At 71.1% G+C, this 18,812-nt stretch carries 15 protein-coding genes and 1 pseudogene; 5 read left to right on the top strand and 11 right to left on the bottom strand.

The annotated features are described in order from the left end of the window. Positions 1-73: 73 nt before the first annotated feature. Together ABTY04_RS10530 and ABTY04_RS10525 are read right to left on the bottom strand one after the other, a co-directional pair. A complete protein-coding gene (locus ABTY04_RS10530; protein ID WP_352212959.1) occupies positions 74-1,513 on the bottom strand; it encodes an amino acid permease in 1,440 nt (479 codons plus the stop codon). Beyond that, entirely contained in the window at positions 1,510-2,187 is a 678-nt protein-coding gene (locus ABTY04_RS10525) for a FadR/GntR family transcriptional regulator (protein ID WP_352213053.1), read from the bottom strand. Before ABTY04_RS10525 ends, ABTY04_RS10530 begins: the two co-directional genes overlap by 4 nt. A 460-nt stretch (positions 2,188-2,647) precedes the next feature. Here ABTY04_RS10525 and ABTY04_RS10520 point away from each other — a divergent pair, with 460 nt between their 5' ends. Further along, entirely contained in the window at positions 2,648-3,913 is a 1,266-nt protein-coding gene (locus ABTY04_RS10520; protein WP_352212958.1) for a hypothetical protein, read from the top strand. 395 nt (positions 3,914-4,308) lie between these two features. On the opposite strand, the pseudogene ABTY04_RS10515 reads toward ABTY04_RS10520, so the two are convergent. From ABTY04_RS10515 to ABTY04_RS10505, 3 genes and pseudogenes are all read right to left on the bottom strand, one after another. Then, positions 4,309-4,470, bottom strand: a pseudogene (locus tag ABTY04_RS10515) (pirin family protein); the annotation flags it as partial. A gap of 213 nt (positions 4,471-4,683) precedes the next feature. Further along, positions 4,684-5,802, bottom strand: a complete 1,119-nt coding sequence (locus ABTY04_RS10510) for a fatty acid desaturase family protein (protein WP_352212957.1) — start codon at positions 5,800-5,802, stop codon at positions 4,684-4,686. A 7-nt stretch (positions 5,803-5,809) separates the two neighbouring features. Then, complete coding sequence (locus ABTY04_RS10505) at positions 5,810-6,865, bottom strand: ferredoxin reductase (RefSeq protein ID WP_352212956.1); 1,056 nt, start codon at positions 6,863-6,865, stop codon at positions 5,810-5,812. An 87-nt stretch (positions 6,866-6,952) separates the two neighbouring features. Between ABTY04_RS10505 and ABTY04_RS10500 the strand changes: the two genes are divergently transcribed. Next, the gene (locus ABTY04_RS10500; protein WP_352212955.1) at positions 6,953-8,092 is read left to right on the top strand and encodes a PucR family transcriptional regulator; all 1,140 of its coding nucleotides are present in this window, start codon (positions 6,953-6,955) and stop codon (positions 8,090-8,092) included. A 357-nt stretch (positions 8,093-8,449) separates the two neighbouring features. Here the strand turns inward: ABTY04_RS10500 and ABTY04_RS10495 are convergent, their stop codons facing one another. The 4 genes from ABTY04_RS10495 to ABTY04_RS10480 all read right to left on the bottom strand — a co-directional run bounded on the left by ABTY04_RS10495 (position 8,450) and on the right by ABTY04_RS10480 (position 13,345). Then, positions 8,450-9,988, bottom strand: a complete 1,539-nt coding sequence (locus ABTY04_RS10495; RefSeq protein ID WP_502996608.1) for a YfcC family protein — start codon at positions 9,986-9,988, stop codon at positions 8,450-8,452. Positions 9,989-10,041: 53 nt separating this feature from the next. Then, positions 10,042-10,995: a carbamate kinase gene (locus ABTY04_RS10490; RefSeq protein WP_352212953.1), complete on the bottom strand. Its 954-nt coding sequence runs from the start codon at positions 10,993-10,995 to the stop codon at positions 10,042-10,044. A 32-nt stretch (positions 10,996-11,027) separates the two neighbouring features. After that, entirely contained in the window at positions 11,028-12,029 is a 1,002-nt protein-coding gene (gene argF, locus ABTY04_RS10485; protein ID WP_352212952.1) for an ornithine carbamoyltransferase, read from the bottom strand. 92 nt (positions 12,030-12,121) lie between these two features. Next, positions 12,122-13,345 carry an arginine deiminase gene (locus ABTY04_RS10480; RefSeq protein ID WP_352212951.1) on the bottom strand — a complete coding sequence of 408 codons (1,224 nt, stop codon included), beginning with the start codon at positions 13,343-13,345 and terminating at the stop codon, positions 12,122-12,124. A 271-nt stretch (positions 13,346-13,616) separates the two neighbouring features. Between ABTY04_RS10480 and ABTY04_RS10475 the strand changes: the two genes are divergently transcribed. The 3 genes from ABTY04_RS10475 (at position 13,617) to ABTY04_RS10465 (ending at position 16,090) form a co-directional block, all read left to right on the top strand. Continuing rightward, complete coding sequence (locus tag ABTY04_RS10475) at positions 13,617-14,426, top strand: sigma 54 modulation/S30EA ribosomal C-terminal domain-containing protein (protein ID WP_352212950.1); 810 nt, start codon at positions 13,617-13,619, stop codon at positions 14,424-14,426. A 71-nt stretch (positions 14,427-14,497) separates the two neighbouring features. Then, positions 14,498-15,346: a universal stress protein gene (locus ABTY04_RS10470; protein WP_352212949.1), complete on the top strand. Its 849-nt coding sequence runs from the start codon at positions 14,498-14,500 to the stop codon at positions 15,344-15,346. 138 nt (positions 15,347-15,484) lie between these two features. After that, positions 15,485-16,090: a CBS domain-containing protein gene (locus ABTY04_RS10465; RefSeq protein WP_352212948.1), complete on the top strand. Its 606-nt coding sequence runs from the start codon at positions 15,485-15,487 to the stop codon at positions 16,088-16,090. Positions 16,091-16,115: 25 nt separating this feature from the next. Here ABTY04_RS10465 and ABTY04_RS10460 read toward each other — a convergent pair whose 3' ends face one another. Together ABTY04_RS10460 and ABTY04_RS10455 are read right to left on the bottom strand one after the other, a co-directional pair. Further along, on the bottom strand, positions 16,116-17,021 hold the full coding sequence (locus tag ABTY04_RS10460; RefSeq protein WP_352212947.1) for a universal stress protein: 906 nt from the start codon (positions 17,019-17,021) through the stop codon (positions 16,116-16,118). A 58-nt stretch (positions 17,022-17,079) separates the two neighbouring features. Beyond that, positions 17,080-18,672: an oleate hydratase gene (locus tag ABTY04_RS10455; protein ID WP_352212946.1), complete on the bottom strand. Its 1,593-nt coding sequence runs from the start codon at positions 18,670-18,672 to the stop codon at positions 17,080-17,082. Between the last annotated feature and the right edge of the window lie 140 nt (positions 18,673-18,812).

Below are 18,812 nucleotides of genomic sequence, written 5' to 3'. Positions count from 1 at the left end.
GGTGGTGGGTTCTTCGGACCGGTGGCAGGCGGCGGGCCCGGCCCTGGGGGGGTGGGCGGGGTCGGCCTCCGGCTCAGCCGTCGTTGGTGGCGGCGGCCTGCGCCACGCGGCCGCGGACCGCGTACCAGCCGGCGACCAGCGCCGCGGCGATCAGCGGCACGCAGAGCACGGTGGTGCGTGCGGCCCCTCCGTCGGCGTACATGAGGACCAGGACGGAGGCGAGGAAGGCCAGCGTCACGAGTTCGGTCCAGGGAGAGCCGGGCAGGCGGTAGGCGGGGCGGGGCAGTTCGCCGTCACGGGTCTTGCGCCAGAAGAGGAGGTGGCAAACCATGATCATGCCCCAGGTGGCGAGGATGCCGATGGCCGCGAGGTTGAGCACGATCTCGAACGCGGCCGCCGGGACCACGAAGTTGAGCCCGACGCCGAGGACGCACATGCCGCTGGTGAGCAGGATGCCGCCGTAGGGCACCTGGGTGCGGCTCAGCCGGGCGGTGAAGCGCGGGGCGGAGCCGTTGACGGCCATCGAGCGAAGGATGCGGCCGGTGGAGTAGAGGCCGGAGTTGAGCGAGGACATGGCCGCGGTGAGGACGACCAGGTTCATCACGTCGCCGGCCGCCGGAACGCCGATGTGGGAGAGCACGGTCACGAACGGGCTCTGGCCGGCGCTGTAGCTGTTCCAGGGCATCAGCATCGACAGCAGGACGACCGAGCCGACGTAGAAGAGGCCCACCCGCCACATGATCGAGTTGATCGCCTTGGGCATGATCTCCTCGGGGTTCTCGGTCTCACCGGCCGTGACGCCGACCAGCTCGACGGAGGCGTAGGCGAAGACGACGCCCTGGATGATCAGCAGCATGGGAAGCAGGCCGTTGGGGAAGATCCCGCCGTTGCCGGTGATCAGGGCCGGCCCCGGGACGGCGCCGTCGACGGGGTGCCGGGTGGCCAGGAGGAAGATTCCGATCCCCATGAAGACGACCAGGGCACTGACCTTGACGATGGCGAACCAGAACTCCAGTTCGCCGAAGATCCGCACCGAGATGAGGTTCACGGTGAGGACCACGGCCAGGGCTATGAGGGCGATCACCCACTGGGGGACATCGGAGAACAGGTGCCAGTAGTGGGTGTACGTGGCGACGGCGGTGATGTCGGCGATGCCGGTGGTCGCCCAGTTGAGGAAGTACATCCAGCCCGCGGTGTACGCACCCTTCTCCCCGAGGAACTCCCGGGCGTAGGAGACGAAGGCGCCGGAGGACGGCCGGTACAGGACGAGCTCGCCGAGCGCGCGCACGACGAGGAACGCGAAGATCCCGCAGACGGCGTAGGCGATGAACAGCGAGGGCCCGGCGTCGGCGAGGCGTCCGCCCGCGCCGAGGAAGAGCCCGGTGCCTATCGCACCTCCGATGGCGATCATATTGACGTGCCGGGGTTTCAAGGACTTGCTGTAGCCGGTGTCCCCGGCGTCGACGTGACGGGTCGTGGGGCGCTTCTCGTCTTTGAGGAACTGCTCGCTCACGCCTCGGGGCTGCCTTCCGTAGGGGCGGTTGTGCGCTGGGGGCGCACGATGTCGGTGAGGGTCGTCTCGACCCGGAGCAGGTGGTGGGACATGGCCTCCACCGCGTCGTGCTCGCTGCCGTCGGCCAGCGCCTCCAGGATCGCCCGGTGCTCGCAGTTGGACTGCTCGCGCCGGCCGCCCAGTTCGTTGAGGAAGGTCGACTGACGCGCCAGTGCGTCGCGGATCTCCTCGATGACGCGGCGGAATACGGGGTTGCGGGAGGCCTCGGCCACCGCCAGGTGGAAGACGGTGTCCATCGCCACCCACGCGGTGGTGTCGGTCTCCTGCTCCATCCGGTCCAGCAGATGGCTCAGATGGTCCAGGTCCTCGGGGGTGCGGCGCAGTGCGGCGTACCCGGCGACCGGGATCTCGACGTGCCGGCGCACCTCCAACAAGTCGCTGGCGGCGTAGTCGCCGAAGGTGGGGTCCTCGACCGTGTTGGCCAGGACGAACGTGCCCTTGCCGGTCTTGGAGACGGTCAGGCCCATCGCCTGCAGGGCCCTGAGAGCTTCCCGCAGCACAGGCCGGCTGACCTCCAGGGTCCGGCACAACTCCGCTTCGGAGGGAAGCTTGTCACCCACTGCGTACTCACCGCGCTCGATGGCGCTGCGCAGGTGGCCGAAGACCGCTTCCATCGCGCTGACGCGCCGCGGCCCCGAGCCACCTGTCTGGCTGTCTGACAGGTTCACGCTGCGATCCTGAGGCCTGCGCCAGAAGGTGTCAAGACATCCGTGCCGGGAAAGCCCGGCCCCGCGAACTTCGCACCATGCGCGCCTTCCGTCCGGCGACCAGAACCGTCGGACCGGCGTTCGCCGTGGAAGCGGCAGGAGCCGGCTGGACCGTGCACCACCCGCGCAATCGACACCCCGCGCGGCGCACGGCTCCACCCCCATCGGCACGCCGGCCCGCGCGCCGCCTGGCTCGTGGAGGCCATGCGCAATACGGCCAAACTTGGTGCCGGTCGGACGCGCGTAGACCTCACCGCCACGTCAGGATCTCCGGCAGGATCGACCACCGGTCACAATGGCTGAAAGTTAAACTATCCTGTGGCGTGCGCACTACGTTTGCGGCGAATCCATCGAGAGGAAACCCCTCATGACCGCCGCCGACAGCACGCCGAGAACGGCCCGCGTCCTCCCCGGCTACCGCCCCGACGACGCCTTCATGGCCGTGGAGCTGGACCCGCCTCCGGCCGAGTACGTATGGCACGACGAACACGCCGAGCAGCAGGAACAGCGCTACGGCCCGGGAGCGGGCTACCGCCAGTGGCTGGCAGTGGACGCGCGCGACGGCGCCGTCTGGTTCGGCGACACCGACTGGCGGACCCCGGCTGAGGACCTCGCCGGCCAGCTCCCCGGCCTTCCCCGCGAGGCGCTCGGCGACGGCACCGTCCCGGCTCCTGGAATCGTGGTGCAGCTGCTGGACCACCTCACCCATGACGAACTGCGCGGCTGCTCCTGGCGCTTCTTCACCGCCGAAGAGCTGCACGAACTCGCGCTGCGCATCCTGCCCGGCGTGCAGCGGCTCGTGGACTCGTTCCACCGGATCGGGCCGGACGGTGAACTGGAATGGTCGGCTGAGGCCGCCACCGCCTGGGACGACATCGCACGGGCCGCGACCCACCCCTTCGATCCCTCCGGAAGGCTCATCTCGCCCAGGCTGCGCACGACACCGACCCCTGCCTGGCGCGTAGAGGTCGCCGCGTTCCTCGCCATGAACCCCGACCTGTGCGACCCCTCCTGGGCAGTGGCCACGGACGCGGAACTCGACGCTTACGCCGACTACCGTCCTGACACCGGCTATGGCGGTGTACCGGGGCGGATGTGCCGCGCCGGCGACCGCCGGCTCGAGGACGGTTTCACTTTCTACGGCCACCGTGCCGCCCTGTACTCCTACCGAGCCCAGGCGTGCGGCGACCGTACGCCGACGGACGCCCGCGTCTGGCTGGAGATGACAGAGGCGGGCAGAGGCACCTGGGAGGCGGCCAAGCCCCTCGGTGCCACGCTCGCCGACGTGTCCGACTGCGTGCTGGCGGGTCTGGCCGAGGGATTCCAGAACGCCGCGCACGAGGAGGGGCTGGTCCTGACAGGCCTGAACTCCTACCTGCAGCGGCTGCGCGCCGAGGAACGCTCCGCCGTCGATCTGCAGCTCGTCCGCGAAGCCGAGGAAGTCGAACGCCTTGAGAACATGCTCAAGGACTTCCGCGCCGCACGGAACCGCACCGTGACACGGATCCTGGCCTGGTCCGACGGGCGGAGCGACGCGGAGATAGCCCGTCTGGCGTCCATGCCAGACGACCACGTGAGCGGCTGGCGGGCCCGCCTGACCGACGAAGAGACCATCGCCGCGCCCGGATCGTGAATCCCTTGCGCGGCAAGGACCACGGCGCCGACCCACGCTCTCACCCGCCCGCGCAGGAACACGCCTTCGCGACGCCCGGTACGTCCGAGAGGTACGGGCTCGATCGCAGTCGCGTCCAGGGCGGCGGGGGACTTGCTGGGCCACGGCTGCCACCACGACCTCTTGCCGGCGATGACACGTGACGCGCCGACCGCCCAAATCCAACTACTCGTCGGCAAAGTCAGCAAAAGGTCGGCATCCGTCCAGCCGAAGCTGACTACGGCCTGCTGCGCATGTGACTCGCCTACCGCCTCCAGAGGTTGTCGCACCCTGCCTGGCGCACGCTCCCGCCGAACCGGAAACGGAAGGCTGGGCGCGAGTTCCGCACCCAGCGAATCCCTGAACGAACTGGCAGTTCAGCGCACCCGACCCCGCAGCTTCAGATGCGTTGGCGGCAGCGCCGGGGCAGGAAGCGGAGGGCCGTCGTAGCCCTTCACCTCGCCGAATCGCGTCCCGTTCATCCAGTCTTCTCGGGCCTGCGCGATGTCATCGTGTGACCGTCCGATCCAGTTCCAGAACCATTGGATCGACGGACGTTTCCGCAGGTCAGAGCATTACTTATCCCGCAAAGTCAGCAAAAGTCAGCATTGCATCTCAAGCGAACGGGCCGGCTGACCCGCCCGCTCGTGCTGGCGACAAGGACCTGCGCTGCTGCGTCGAGAGCTCGCGGGATGTCGCACAAACCGGCGGTGCCGTCGGTACGGCCGAAGCGGCCGAACCAGTACCGGGAGTCAGGCCGCGACGAGCTTCTTCTCGCGGTCCGGCGTCTTGACCTTGGGCTTCTTGTTCGGCAGCGAGAGCCGGAAGACCTTGCGCCACGCGGAGAACACCTGCTTGGGCAGCGGCCCGGTGACGTACTCCAGCTCGTACTTCTCGAACAAGGCGCGCACCTTCACCGCGACCTCGGCGTACCGGTTGCTCGGCAGGTCCGGGAACAGGTGGTGCTCGATCTGGTGCGACAGGTTGCCGGTCATGAAGTGCATGGCCTTGCTGCCGCTGATGTTCGCCGAGCCCATCATCTGGCGCAGGTACCACTGGCCGCGCGTCTCGCCCTTGATCGACCGGCGCTCGAAGACCTGCACGCCCTCGGGGAAGTGCCCGCACATGATCACCGAGTGGGTCCAGATGTTGCGGACCAGGTTCGCGGTGAACGTGGCGGCGAGCGTGGTGAGGAACGACGGGCCCGAAAGGAGCGGGTGGAGCACGTAGTCCTTGAGCACCTGCTTGCGGATCTTGCGGCCCACGGCCCTGGCCCGCGCGCGGAACTCCGGGTTCTTGCGGCGGTGCTTGTGCAGGTTCTTGCCGAGTTCCAGGTCGTAGGCGGCGATGCCGTACTCGAAGAAGCAGGCGTTGATGAAGTTCCACAGCGGCTGGCCGAGGTGGAACGGGTGCCACTTCTGGTCCTCGTCGACGCGCATGATGCCGTAGCCGAGGTCGTTGTCCTTGCCGATCACGTTGGTGTACGTGTGGTGCAGCTCGTTGTGCGAGTGCTTCCACTGGTCGGCCGGCGAGACGTGGTCCCAGTCCCAGGTGGTGGAGTGGATCTTCGGGTCCCGCATCCAGTCCCACTGGCCGTGCAGGACGTTGTGGCCGATCTCCATGTTCTCCATGATCTTCGCCACGGACAGGCCGGCGGTGCCGACCACCCACGCGGGCGGGAAGATCGAGAACAGCAGTACGCCCCTGCTGACCAGCTCGAGTTTGCGCTGCGCCGAGATGACCTTGCGGATGTAGGCGGCGTCCTTCTCGCCTCGGCTGGCGATCACCTCTTCGCGGATCGCGTCCAGCTCGCGGCCGAGCTCCTCGATCTGCTCCGCGGTCAGGTGGGCGGTGGGGTCGATGGCGGTCAAGGTGCTCCTACCGTTCGATGTCGCAGGGGCCCGCCGCGGCGGACACGCAGGTCTGGATGAGGACGCCCGGCCCGGCCTCGGTGATCTCGCCGGTGCGCAGGTCGCGGACGGCGCCCGCCGTGAGCGGCGTGACGCAGCCGAAGCAGATGCCCATGCGGCACCCGGACGGCATGAGCACGCCGGCCTCCTCGCCGATGTCCAGCAACGGCGTGGCGCCGTCCGCGTCGACGGTCTTGCCGGTGGTACCGAACGTGACCTCGCCACCGTCGCCGGTGACGACGACGGCGGGGCGGAAGCGTTCGGTGTGCAGGCGCTCTGGGACGCCGTGCTCGGTCCAGTGGTCCTCGGCGGCGTCGAGCAGGCCCGCGGGCCCGCACGCCCAGGTCTCGCGCTCGGCCCAGTCGGGGACGAGTTCGCCCAGACGGGCGATGTCGAGCATGCCGTCCGTGTCGGTGTGCAGCTCGGTGAGACGCAGCTTCTTGTCCGCGACCAGGTCGTGCAGGTCGTTGCGGAAGATCACGTCGTGCGGCTGCGGTGCGGAGTGGACCATGACGACGTCGTCGAACTCGATGTCGCGCAGCATGCCCATCACCGGCGTGATGCCGCTGCCGGCCGTCAGGTAGAGCACCTTGGCGGGCTTGGCCTCCGGCAGCACGAAGTCACCGGTCGCCTGGTCGAGCTGGATCAGCGTGCCCGGTTGCGCCCTGCGGACCAGGTGGTTGCTGACCTTGCCGTCCGGGATCGCCTTCACGGTGATCGTGATCCGGCCGTCCCGGCGGTTCGTCGGCGAGGTGACCGAGTAGGCACGCCACAGGCGCACCCCGTCGACGTCGACCCCGATCCGCACGTACTGACCGGCCGTGTGGCCGCGCCAGCCCCGTCCCGGCCTGATCACGATGGTCGCGGCGTCACCCGTCTCGGGGTGTACGGCCTCGATGCGCCCCCGCAGGTCGCCGCCCGCGCGCAGCGGGCTGACCAGGTCGAGGTAGTCCGACGGCAGCAGGGGCGTCGTGACCATCTCCAGCAGTTTCCACGCCCTACTGCGGAGGGCTGCACTCGTCATGACCCCAGCTTGATGTGCTTCAGGGGGTAAAGTCCTGTCCGCAGGACGTGAATCTGATCGGTTGAATTGTTCGCAGGGAACAAGAACGTGAGCCATGCAGTCCGGAGGGCCAGCGAACTGGTCCTGGATGAGACGACGGTCACCGCGCTTCGGGCCGCGCTCAGGACCACCGCCGACGAGGTCGTCCAGGCGATCATCGACGAGGTCCCGCCCTACGCCAACGCCCTTTCGGGCCGCATGGGCGTCACCATCCGCCGAGCCGTCCGCACCGCCCTGAGCCTCTACCTCGACCTCGCGAGCGGGAACGCCACGGGCGTCGACGCCGGCGAAGCGGCCTACGAGCTGGGCCGCGGCGAGGTCCGCGACGGCCGTTCGATGGACGCCTTGCTCAGCGCCTACCGGGTCGGCGCCCGCGTGGCCTGGCGAGGCCTGGCCGCAGGTGCCGTACCCGCTGGTCTGCCCGCCGCCGAGGTCGCCAAGTTCGCCGAGCTGACCTTCGCCTACATCGACGAGCTCTCCGCCGCGAGCGCCGCGGGCCACGCCGACGAGCTGGCCGCGCGGGGCCGGGCCCACGAGCGCCACCTGGAGCAACTGGCCCGCGACCTCCTCGCCGGCGCGAGCCCGGACGTGCTCCTTGCCGCTGCCGGGCGGGCCGGGTGGCAGCCGCCGGTTTCGCTGACCGCAGTCCTGCTGCCCGCCGCCCAGGCGCGGCCGGCCTACCGCGCGCTCGACCCGGGCACCCTCGTCCTCGACGATCTGCCGGACGCCTCCGGCATCCTGCTCGTCCCCGATGCCGACCGGGCACATCTCCTGAGGCAGCTGCCCGACCGCACCGCCGTGGTCGGCCCGGCCCGGCCGTGGACGCGTGCGTCCGCCTCGTACGCACGAGCCGTACGCGCGCGCTCCCTCTCCTGCGACATCCGCGACACCGAGGACCACCTGCCCGAGCTGGTACTGAGCGCCGACGCGGACGCGTACGCCGACCTGCGTGCCCGAGCCCTCGCACCGTTGCGGACTTTGCCGGCCGCGACCGCGCGGCGGCTCGAGGAGACGTTGCGGGCGTGGCTGCTGCACCAGGGCAGGCGGGACGAGGTGGCGGCGGCGCTGTTCGTCCACCCCCAGACGGTCCGGTACCGGATGTCTCAGCTGCGGGAGCTGTTTCCGGATCTCGGGTCGCCGCACCGGGTTCTCGAACTGACGCTGGCGGTCGGTCTCCGGGTGGGCTGACGTGTTCTCGGACCGTCCACGACCGCGTCCTCGAACGGTCCAGGAATCGTGCCTGGTCCTCGGTGCGATCAGCCAGCTCATGCGTCCGGGAGAAGAACCGCATGAGTCGGCCACCTGCACACTTCTACGCGACCGGATGGCTCTGTGGTGACCACCGGCTCGGGCAGCCCCTTCAGAGCGTTCATCTCGTAGGTGTGTCCTCACTGGAGCACTTCGGACACGGAGGCGGGCGGTCGGACATTCACTCGGATTTCCGGGCACCAGAAAGGGGGAGTCGTTCTTCGGTTGCGACCGGTCGGCGTGGAGGTCGCGGCAGCGCCGCGTGGGCGCGGGGCTGCCGTGGGTGCCGGTGCGGGGTCAGCCGAGCGTCGCACCCAGGACCAGGAAGCCGCCGACCGCCAGGAGCAGGATGCCCATCAAGGGGGCGATGAAGCGGAGGTAGCGGTCGTAGCGAATCCTGGCCAGGGCCAGGCCGCCCATGACGACGGCCGACGTCGGCGTGATCAGGTTCACCCAGCCCGAGGCCGACTGGTACGCCGTGACCACCAGGGACCGGCTGACGCCCGCGAAGTCGGCGAGCGGGGCCAGGATCGGCATGGCGAGGGCTGCGTGGCCGGAGGAGGACGGGACGAAGAACGCCAGTGGGATGTTGACCAGGAACACCAGCACGGCGAAGACCCCGTGGGACGTTCCCGACACGGCGCTGTGCAGGCCGTCGAGGATGGTGTCGGTGACGGCGGCGTTGTTCATGATCACGGTCACCCCGCGGGCCAGCATGACGATCATGGCCGCGCCGACGAAGTCCCCGGCCCCCCGGGTGATCGCCTCCGCCGTGCCCTGCTCTCCCACGCCGCCGATCAGGCCGGCCGTGACGGCCGCGACGATGAACAGGGCCGCCAGCTCGGGGAAGTACCAGCCCAGCGTCGGCAGGAAGGTGACGCCCAGGTCCGCCCATGGGACGACCGCGAAGATCATGAACAGGAACGTTCCCGCGAAGACTCCGAGGACGGCCCGCTGCCGGCCGGTGAGAGCGTCGGCCTCCTCACCCTGCCCCGCGATGGCGCGGTCCTCGTCGGTGGCCGGGGTCAGTGAGCACGAGGGATCGGCCAGGACGCGTCCCGCGTAGCGGACCACGTACGCTGCCGCGATCGCCGTCAGGCACGCCCACATGGCCAGCCGCAGCAGGATGCCGTCCCCCGTGCCGATGCCCGCACTGTCCGACGCGACCCCGGTGGCGAAGGGGTTGACGGTGGACGCCAGCGTGCCGACCCCGGCTCCCACCATGATCACGGTCGCCGCCACCATGCGGTCGTAGCCGAGGGTGAGCATCAGCGGGATCATCAGCCCGTAGAAACCGAGCGTCTCCTCCGCCATCCCGTACGTGGTGCCGCCCAGTGAGAACACCGCCAGGAGGACCACGAGCAGCAGTGTCCGGTGGCTGTGCAGCCGGTGCGCGAGGCGGGCCACGCCCAGGGTGAGCGCGCCCGTGCGCATGGTCACGGTGATGAACGCGCCCACGGCCAGGATGAACAGGAAGACTCCGGCGGCGCCCGCGAACGACCCGTCGGCACCCGGTGTGGTGAGCCCGGTCTTGGAGTCGGTGACCCCGTACAGGCCGTTGACGGGGGACAGGAACAGGTCCTTCAGCCGGTCGAGGAAGTCCGTGGTCCGCTCAACCGCGTGGTAGGTACCGGGGACGGGAGCGCCGTCCGGGGTGGTGTCGTAACGGCCGGCCGGTATGACGAAGGTCAGGGCCCACACCGCGAGGGTCACGGCGACCAGCACAGTGAAGGCGGAGGGGAAGCGCAGGCGCCGTCTGCCGTCCCCCGAGGGCGCGGCGGTGGAGTCCGGCCCCGGGCCGGCGTCGTGGGGGCCGTCGGTCTCGGAGCCGGCCATCTCGGGTCCGGCCGGCGCGACCTTGTTCCCGGCCGGCTGGATGCTGCTGGTGGTCATCTCTGTTCCTGGGGTGTGAGGGCACCGTCCTGACGGGGACGGCCGCTGGGGGTGACGACGGTGCCTGCGGCGCCGTCGAGGATGGCCCGGACGTCTTCGAGCGCGCCGATCGCTGCGGTGCCGCCGGTCAACTCCACGAAAAGGCAGACCGCTTCGACCTTCGGGCCCATCGAGCCGGCCGGGAAGCGGTGCGCGCGCAGCAGGGCGGGGGTGGTGTGCCGGATGGGCTCGGCCTGCGGGGTGCCGTGGCCGAGTTCGACGTACGGAACATCGGTCAGCAGCAACAGTGCGTCGGCGTCGAGGGCTTCGGCCAGTAGGGCGGCGGTGAGGTCCTTGTCCACCACGGCTTCCACGCCGGCCAGCCGGCCCTGCTCGTCGCGGACCACCGGTACTCCGCCGCCGCCGGCGCAGACGGCCACCGCGCCGGAGTCGAGCAGCAGACGGATCAGGGGGGTCTCGACCACGCGCTGGGGGCGGGGTGAGGGGACGACCCGCCTCCAGTGTGCGCCGTCCGGCTTGACCGTCCAGCCACGTTCGGCGGCGAGGCGTTCGGCCTCGACCCGCTCGTAGACGGGGCCGACGAACTTCTCGGGGTCGGCGAAGGCGGGATCGGCGGCGGAGACGAGGGTCTGGTTGAGCAGGGTGCAGACCTGCCGGCCGGGCAGGGCGTTCTGCAGGCTCTGCAACAGCCAGTAACCGATCATGCCCTGGGTCTCCGCGCCCAGGACGTCAAAGGGGTACGGGCCGCTCAGCGAGCGGTCCGCTGCGCTCTCCAGCGCGAGCACGCCGACCTGCGGGCCGTTCCCGTGCGTGATGACCAGTTCATGCCGGTCTGCCAGCGGGGCCAGCGCGGCAACGGCCCTGCGGACATTGGCCAGTTGGGGGGCGGCGTCCGGCCGCTCCTTGCGGTGCAGAAGGGCGTTGCCGCCCAGGGCTATGACGACTCGCATGGGTGGTTCTCCATGGATCGGGCGGAAGGCGTTCAGTCGGTGAGGGTGGCGACGAGGACCGCCTTGATCGTGTGCAGCCGGTTCTCCGCCTGGTCGAACACGATCGAGTGGACCGACTCGAAGACCTCGTCCGTGACCTCCATGGCGGTCATGCCGGTCCGGGCCGCGATCTCGGCCCCGACGGTGGTGTCGCTGTCGTGGAACGCCGGCAGGCAGTGCATGAACTTCACCCGCGGGTTGCCGGTCGCCTTGAGAACGTCCATCGTCACCTGGTACGGCCGCAGCAGCGCGATCCGCTCGTCCCACAATTCGGCGGGCTCCCCCATGGACAGCCATACGTCGGTGTAGACGAAGTCGACTCCGGCCACCCCCTCGGCCACGTCCTCGGTGAGGGTGATCCGCGCCCCGGTGGACGCGGCCACCCTGTGTGCCTCGGCCACGACCTCGGGGGCGTTGCACAGTGCGGCGGGGCCGACCATGCGGACGTCCATGCCGAGCATCGCGGCCGTGATCAGAAGCGAGTTGCCGACGTTGTTGCGGGCGTCGCCGAGGTAGGCGAACGACACCTGCTCCAGCGGCTTTTCGGTGTGCTCCCACATGGTGAGCACGTCGGCGAGGGACTGCGTGGGGTGCCACTGGTCGGTCAGCCCGTTCCACACCGGGACCCCGGCGTACCGGGCCAGGTCCTCCACCAGCCGCTGGTCGCTGCCCCGGTACTCGATGCCGTCGTAGTAGCGGCCCAGCACCCGGGCGGTGTCCTTGATGGACTCCTTGTGGCCGAGCTGGGAACTCGCGGGTTCGAGATAGGTGACGTGGGCGCCCTCCTGGTGCGCGGCCACCTCGAAGGCGCACCGGGTGCGGGTGGAGGTCTTCTCGAAGATGACGGCGATGTTCCTGCCGCGCAGCTGCTGCCGCCCGGCGCCGGCCGCACGGGCGGCCTTCAGCTGTTCGGACAGTTCCAGGAGGTGGCGGAACTCGGTGGGAGTGAGGTCGAGTTCCTTGAGGAAGGGGCGGTGGCGCAGGTCGACGGGCATGGTGGCTCCTTCGGTCGTGGGGCGCGGACCCGGGTTTCGGGCCTGCGGCCTGGGGCGCGGGTGGTCGGGCGCGGGTCCGCAGGCGTGTGCGGTCAGACCGCTTCGCGTTCGATGGGGCAGCTCATGCAGCGGGGACCTCCGCGGCCGCGGCCGAGCTCGCTGCCGCGGATGGTGATGACCTCGATGCCGTTGGTGCGCAGATGCGTGTTGGTGGTGACGTTGCGCTCGTAGGCGACGACCACGCCGGGTTCCACGGCCAGCACGTTGCAGCCGTCGTCCCACTGCTCGCGCTCGGCGGAGCGGATGTCCTGGCTGGGCGTGAGGACGCGGACCTTGTCCAGGCCCAGGGCGTCGGCCAGCACCTGGTCGAACTCCTCGGGGAGGTGATCGGTGATCTTCACTCCCTGGCCGTCGTCGCTGGGCTCGATGGTGCAGGAGCGCAGCGGCCCGAGGCCGGCGTACCGGGTGAAGGTGTCTGCGCTGACCATCGTCATGACCGTGTCCAGGTGCATGAAGCTGCGGGTCTTGGGCAGGTCGACGGCGACCACACGGCGTGCGGATCTCGCGGCGAACATCCGCAGCGCGAGCTGCTCGACGGCCTGGGGCGTGGTGCGTTCGCTCATACCGATCAGCACGGCGCCGTTGCCGATGACCAGCACGTCGCCGCCCTCGATGGTGGCGGGAAAGCCGGCCTGCCCGTCCGACCACCGCCTGTGCTCGCCCTTTTCGAACAGCGGGTGGTGGCCGTAGATCGCTTCGAAGTGGACGGTCTCGCGGCGCCGCGCCCGCTTGCGCATCGGGTTGACGCTCACGCCGTCGTACACCCAGCACGAGGTGTCGCGGGTGAACAGGTGGTTGGGTAGGGGAGCCAGCACGAACGCGTCCGGCGCCATGGTGTGCAGCCGTACGCTCGGCACCGCTCCGGTACGTGCCAGCAGTTCGCGCTTGGTGATCCCGCCGACCAGGCAGGCCGCCAGCTCGCCCGGGTCCATGGCGTCGAAGGCGGCGTGGACCCGGTCGGCGGCCAGCGGCCCGAACTCGCGCTCGTCGACGATCCGGTCGAGGACCAGGGTGCGGGCTGCGGGCAGGGCCAGGGTCTCGGTCAGCAGGTCCGCGAAGAGGTGCACCTGGACGCCGCGGTCGCGCAGGGTGTCCGCGAACGCGTCGTGCTCCTCCCGGGCCCGCTTGACCCAGAGGACGTCGTCGAAGAGCAGCGCGTCCTTGTTCGTCGGAGTGAGTCGCTTGAGCTCCAGATCGGGCCTGTGCAGGACGACCTGCTTCAGCCGGCCGGTCTCGGAGTCCACGTGGAAGGGCATGGTCGGTACCTCGGGGTGCGGGGACTAGTGGTCGCCCGGCCTCTGCCAAAGGGGTGCGCGGCACCGTACGCATCGTCAGTTCGGTTCCGCCGGCGCCCATTTCCCGGCAGGACCGGGGCGATGTCCGAAGCCTGTCACCGCATCCCCGCCACCGGCGGGGGACGACGGTCCCTGCCGTGGGCCTCAGTGGCCCCGTCCGGCAGGCCGGTCGGCCCCTGGTCGGCGGCGGGCGGTGGGCGCAGGCTGGGGGTGATCAAGGAGGAGATTCCACATGAACCGTCTCATGTCCGGACCGGCTCTCGAGATCCTGGTGGAGAAGCGGGGCCGCGTACCCGCCGACGCTGTTTCCTACGCGCAGCGCAAGGTGCACACCGTCCTCGGACACGTCGGCGAGCCGGTGCTCCAGGCCCGGGTCAAGCTCACCCAGGCGGCCCGCCCGGCGGCGCCGCCCACGGCCTCGGCGCAGGCGACGATCGTGGTGCGCGGCCGGACGATCCGCGCGCGAGCGGTCGGAGGCACCCTGCCGGAGGCGGTCGACCTGCTCCAGGACCGGCTGGCCACCCGCCTGGCCCGAGCCCGCGGGCACGTCCTCGCCCGGCACCGAGCGGCCGGGCCGCCCACGCCGGCCCCGCGGGAGACCGGGCAGGACGGCCCGGGCCGGGCGCACCGCCACCACCTGCCGCCGGAGGCCCGCCGCGTCGTACGGGGCAAATCGTTCGCCCTGCCGCCTCGGACGCCCGCGGACGCGATCTGCGACCTCGAGGCCATGGACTACGACTTCCTCCTCTTCACCGACGCGGTCACAGGCCACGACAGCGTCGTCTACCGGGACCCCGCCTCCGGCTGCCACCGCCTCGCCTCGGTGCCCGAGGCCGGGCGGCCGGGCACGACGGACCCCGGGATCGACGTGAGCGGCGCGTCGGCGCCGGACGCCTCCGTCACGCAGGCCGTCACCCGGCTCGACGTCACCGGTCTGCCCTTCGTCTTCTTCCGCGACAGGACCACCGGCCGGGGCAGCGTGCTCTACCACCGTTACGACGGCCACTACGGCCTGATCAGCCCCACGGCGGACACCCTCTAGCCGCGCCCGACCGCGCCCCGTCCCCGTCCCCGTCCCCGTCCCAAGCACCCTCGCTCTCAGGAGGAGCCCTCATGTCATCCACCGTCGTTGCCGGTCTCGACGGCTCGGCCGCGGCCACCGACGCCGTCGAGTGGGCCGCCCAAGAAGCGGCATCGCGCGCCCTGCCGCTGCGCCTCCTGCACGTCTGGAACTCCGCCGTGGCCCCGTTCGGGCACACCCCGGCCGCCGTGGCTAAGCGGCTCGACGCCGTGGCCGAGGGATTGCGTGCCGCGCACCCGGGCCTGGAGGTCACCGCCGAGGGCGTACCGGGACACCCGGCGGCCGAGCTGTGCGCCGCCTCGGGCGGGGCCGACCTGCTCGTGCTGGGCTTCGGCGGGGCGAACAGGCTCACCCGCCGCCCGGCGGCCTCCGTGGTCCGCGCCGTGCTGGCACGGGCAGAGGGACCCCTCGTGCTGGTGTCGGGCGCCGGCGCCGGCCGGGCCGGCACGGGGGACGCAAGGGCCTCGAAGCCATGTCCGGCACAGAGCGAGGTCGTCCTCGGCCTGGACGCGTCCCGGCCGTGCGACGAGGTGATCCGCTACGCGTTCGAGGCTGCCGCGGCCCACGGGGCGGCATTGCGGGTCGTCCACGGCGGAAACCCTCCGGAGTCCGCGGCGGCCGAGGCCAACGGGGCGGACGAGGTTCTGCGCCTGTGGCGCGAGCGCTTCCCCACCGTGCCGGTGCGCACGGAATGCGTGGTGGGCCGGCCCGTCGACCACCTCGTGGACGCTTCCGCGGACGCCTCGATGGTGGTCGTCGGACGCCGGATACGGCGTGCGGGCCGTCCGGGCAACAGCGTTCGGACTGCGTCGGTCGGACCCGTCACGCGTGGTGTCCTGCACCGCGCCGCGAGGGTGACGGTCGTCGTGTCCCACCGCTGAACCGCGGCCGAGCGCCCGGCCCGTGAACGTCAGGGCCGGGCGCATCCGTTCCGGACCGCTCGGCAAGGCCGCCCCGGCGTCGAAGGACCAGGGGCCGAGTGGCCCTTCTCGCACACCACTACGCTGGAGATGAGGAACATGGCGAAGGCGCCCACCGTGGGGCAGGTGATGACCGGCGACGTCGTCACGGCGGGCCCGGACACCCCCGCGAGGGAGCTGCTACGGCTCCTGACCCGGCACCGTATCGGCGGCCTGCCGGTGGTCGACGAGGACGACAAGGTGGTGGGCGTGGTCTCCCGTACCGACCTCACCCGGCGGATGGGCTCATCGGGCCGGCTGGCGAGCCGGCTGACAGCCGGCCGGCTGATGACGGCGCCCGCGGTGACCGTGCACCCCGAACAGCGCGTGGCCCAGGCGGCCCGCGTCATGGAGCGTCGGCACATCGACCGGCTCCCGGTGGTCGACGAGGAGGACCGACTTGTCGGCATCACCACCCGCCGGGACTTGCTGCGGGTCTTCCTGCGAACCGACGACGAGATCCGTTCCGATGTCGAAGCCGAGGTCCGAGCCCACCTCTCACCGCCCGCCGGCACGGCCCTGCGGGTCCGGGTGAAGGACGGCGCCGTCACCCTGCAGGAGGTCGCGTCCCCCTCCACCGACACTTCCTCCCTGCTGCGAGCGGTGTGGCGGGTGGACGGCGTCGTGGGCGTGGTGCACGTCCGTCCCCCGGACGACATCGCCTGAGACCACGCGGTGGGGCCGCGGGGAGTCACTCGTGCGGGACGACCGCCATCGGCGTCCGGCAGCGGTGCAGCATGGTGCGGGTCACGGCTCCGGCGTGCGGCCCGAGCCTGGAGTCCCGGTTACGGCGGCCGATGACGACGAGGACGGCCGCCCGGGACGCCTCCAGCAGGTGGCGGCCCGGGTGGCCGGGGCGGATCTCCCCGGTGACGCGCAGACCGGGGAACGCGTGCCGCCACTGGTCGATCACCCGGGCCAGGGTCCGCGCCGTAGCCGCGGCCGCCGCGCCCGGGGCCATCGCCGCCGCGGCCTCCGCCGCATCGGGGCCGCAGCCGCCGGAGGGACGTGGACTGTGTATGACGCGCAGTGGCGCCCCGAGCCGGCAGGCCTGCGAGAACGCGAACTCCAGCACCTCGTCGCACGGGTGCGAGAGGTCCAGGCCGAGGACCACGTCACCCTCCGGCATCGGCTCGGGGCCTCCGGCCAGGACGACCGGATGCCGGGTACGGGCGACCACGGCCCATGCCACCGAACCGACGACGAGGCCGGTGAGCCCGCCCGGCCTGCGCGAGCCGAGCACCAGCAGGTCGGCCTCCCCCGCAGCCTCGCACAGCACCGCGGCCCGCTCACCGCACCGCTCCCGCGTGACCACCTCCAGGTCCGGGTGGGTGCGGCGTACCCGCTCGGCCGTCGTTCGCGGATCCGCCGCGCTGTGGTGGTGGCGGACGCCGGGGCCTGCCGGCAGTGCGTGGACGTCCGGTTCCACGCCCCACACGTGCAGGAGCCGCAGCGGCAGACCGCGCCGCCGCGCCTCGTCCGCGGCCCAGGCGACCGCGGCCAGGCTCTCAGCGGAACCGTCGAAGCCGACGGTGACCGTCCGGGACGGGGAGCGGGGCCCGAGGCCGGACAGGGGCGTGGGCAGCGGGTGGGGCATGGTGCGGACCTCCGGGTCCTGGGAGTGGGGGCGGTGTTCGGACGTGCGGAGCCGTCACTCAGGCGAAAACAGCCTTGAGGGCCCGCAGCGCCGTCTTCGGGTCGGACAGCGCGTGGTAGACGGGCGGGATCTCCTTGTCGACACCCAGCAGCCCGTACACCGCGTGCATCGCCCCGCGGACGGAGTACTCGACGGTGAAGACGACGTCCTCGGGGATCTCGGTGAACTGGCCCAGGAAGGCGAAGCTGGCCGATCCGCGGGGGATCACCAGCGGCCGGTCGTGCAGGTCGCGCCGCTCGAACTGGCTGGTGATGTAGGGCATCATCACGGTGGTGACCGTGGTGGTGGCGCACACCTCGTCGGCGATGTCGTCGAAGCCGAGGTGGCCGAGCAGCTCGGTGAGGACCTCCTGCCCGGTGGCCTCCGACATCTTCTTGCCGGTCCGTTCGCCCGGCTCGTCCACGAACAGTGCGTACCCCCACAGGGTGTAGACGCCCGCGGGCTGCCCGTCGAAGTGCGGCTGGTGGGGCACGACCACCGACATCAGCCAGCGGGAGTCCTTGAACGTCATCAGCCCCCCGGTGCCGGGGGCGTTGCCGGAGAACTCCTCGATCCGCTTGATCAGGGCCGGGCTGCGCATCGTCAGGGTGAACGACTCCCACTTGGCCTCGTCCACGTTGCCGTTGAAGGCGCCGGGCCGGCCGAAGTCGGGCGCCTTGCGGGCCAGGGTCTCCCACAGGTTCCAGGCGCCGTCCCGCTTGTCGCGGACGAGCTCGGGAACGGTGTCGTCGCCGCCGTAGCGGGCGTCCGCGGTCATCGAGCCGAGGGTGATGAAGGCGTAGTCCTCGGGCCCGAGTTCGTACGCCCCCGGGGCGCCGTTCCGCTCGAAGAGGATCTGCTCGACCCGGCGCCCGCCGTCCTCGCCGACGGCGAACTCCACGTCGGTGACCCGGACTCCGCGTTCGATACGGACCCCGTGTCGCTCCAGCCACGCCTGCACCGGCCGCACGATCGAGTCGTACTGGTTCAGCCGCGTGCGCCGCACCCCGGCGAGGGTGTGGATGCGGGGGAGTTCCTGGAGGAAGCGCAGGAAGTAGCGCTTGAGCTCGATGGCGCTGTGCCAGTTCTGGAAGGCGAAGGTGGTGCGCCACATCGCCCAGAAGTTGGTGGTGAAGAAGTGCGGGGAGAAGAAGTCCTCGATCCGGCGAGCCCCGATGACGGACTCGGGCAGCGCGAGCAGGCGGGCCATCTCCACGCGGTCGGCGGTGGTGAAGCCCAGCTGGGAGGCGTCGAGGATGTTCCCGGCGTGGTCGATCAGCCGGGCGTGGGCGTGCGAGACGTGGGCGGCGTTGAACTCCTCGGTCTCCTGCAGGACGGACACCGCGTCGTCGCCGAGCGTGGGGATCGTCTCCAGGAGGTTCCACAGGCAGACGTACGCCTCGTCCTCCAGCATCCGGCCGCCCCGGGTGACGTAGCCGGGCCCCGGGGCGCCGCCTCCGTCGAGCGCGCCGCCCGCCTTCGGCAGTTCCTCCAGGATGCGGATGTTCTCGCCGGGCATCCCCGCGTCCCGTACGAGGAACACCGCCGCGGCCAGCGAGGCGATGCCGCCGCCGACCAGATACGCCCGGGAATCCTGCGCTTCGTTCGTCATGGCCATGCCCTTCAACAGGCGGGGCGTCTCCCCGCCGCTACGCTCAGTCAACTCCCGTGCGAGCGCGGCCGCAGGGGCCGGCGGGCCCGGCCGCCCGGACCGTTGGTCCCTGCGGTGCGGTCCCGGCCGGGCCTTGCGCC

This window comes from Streptomyces sp. NPDC097981, assembly GCF_040302565.1.
GTDB lineage: Bacteria > Actinomycetota > Actinomycetes > Streptomycetales > Streptomycetaceae > Streptomyces.
This window is presented reverse-complemented; position numbering and strand designations above follow the sequence as displayed.

Excerpts from the sequence above, each read along its gene's own strand:
- ABTY04_RS10480 (WP_352212951.1), bottom strand. The coding sequence starts at position 13,345 with ATGCCCTTCCACGTGGACTCCGAGACCGGCCGGCTGAAGCAGGTCGTC.
- ABTY04_RS10505 (WP_352212956.1), bottom strand. The coding sequence starts at position 6,865 with ATGACGAGTGCAGCCCTCCGCAGTAGGGCGTGGAAACTGCTGGAGATG.
- ABTY04_RS10460 (WP_352212947.1), bottom strand. The coding sequence starts at position 17,021 with ATGCCCCACCCGCTGCCCACGCCCCTGTCCGGCCTCGGGCCCCGCTCC.
- ABTY04_RS10490 (WP_352212953.1), bottom strand. The coding sequence starts at position 10,995 with ATGCGAGTCGTCATAGCCCTGGGCGGCAACGCCCTTCTGCACCGCAAG.
- ABTY04_RS10475 (WP_352212950.1), top strand. The coding sequence starts at position 13,617 with ATGAACCGTCTCATGTCCGGACCGGCTCTCGAGATCCTGGTGGAGAAG.
- ABTY04_RS10470 (WP_352212949.1), top strand. The coding sequence starts at position 14,498 with ATGTCATCCACCGTCGTTGCCGGTCTCGACGGCTCGGCCGCGGCCACC.
- ABTY04_RS10455 (WP_352212946.1), bottom strand. The coding sequence starts at position 18,672 with ATGACGAACGAAGCGCAGGATTCCCGGGCGTATCTGGTCGGCGGCGGC.
- ABTY04_RS10465 (WP_352212948.1), top strand. The coding sequence starts at position 15,485 with ATGGCGAAGGCGCCCACCGTGGGGCAGGTGATGACCGGCGACGTCGTC.
- ABTY04_RS10525 (WP_352213053.1), bottom strand. The coding sequence starts at position 2,187 with ATGGAAGCGGTCTTCGGCCACCTGCGCAGCGCCATCGAGCGCGGTGAG.
- argF (WP_352212952.1), bottom strand. The coding sequence starts at position 12,029 with ATGCCCGTCGACCTGCGCCACCGCCCCTTCCTCAAGGAACTCGACCTC.
- ABTY04_RS10495 (WP_502996608.1), bottom strand. The coding sequence starts at position 9,988 with ATGGCCGGCTCCGAGACCGACGGCCCCCACGACGCCGGCCCGGGGCCG.
- ABTY04_RS10520 (WP_352212958.1), top strand. The coding sequence starts at position 2,648 with ATGACCGCCGCCGACAGCACGCCGAGAACGGCCCGCGTCCTCCCCGGC.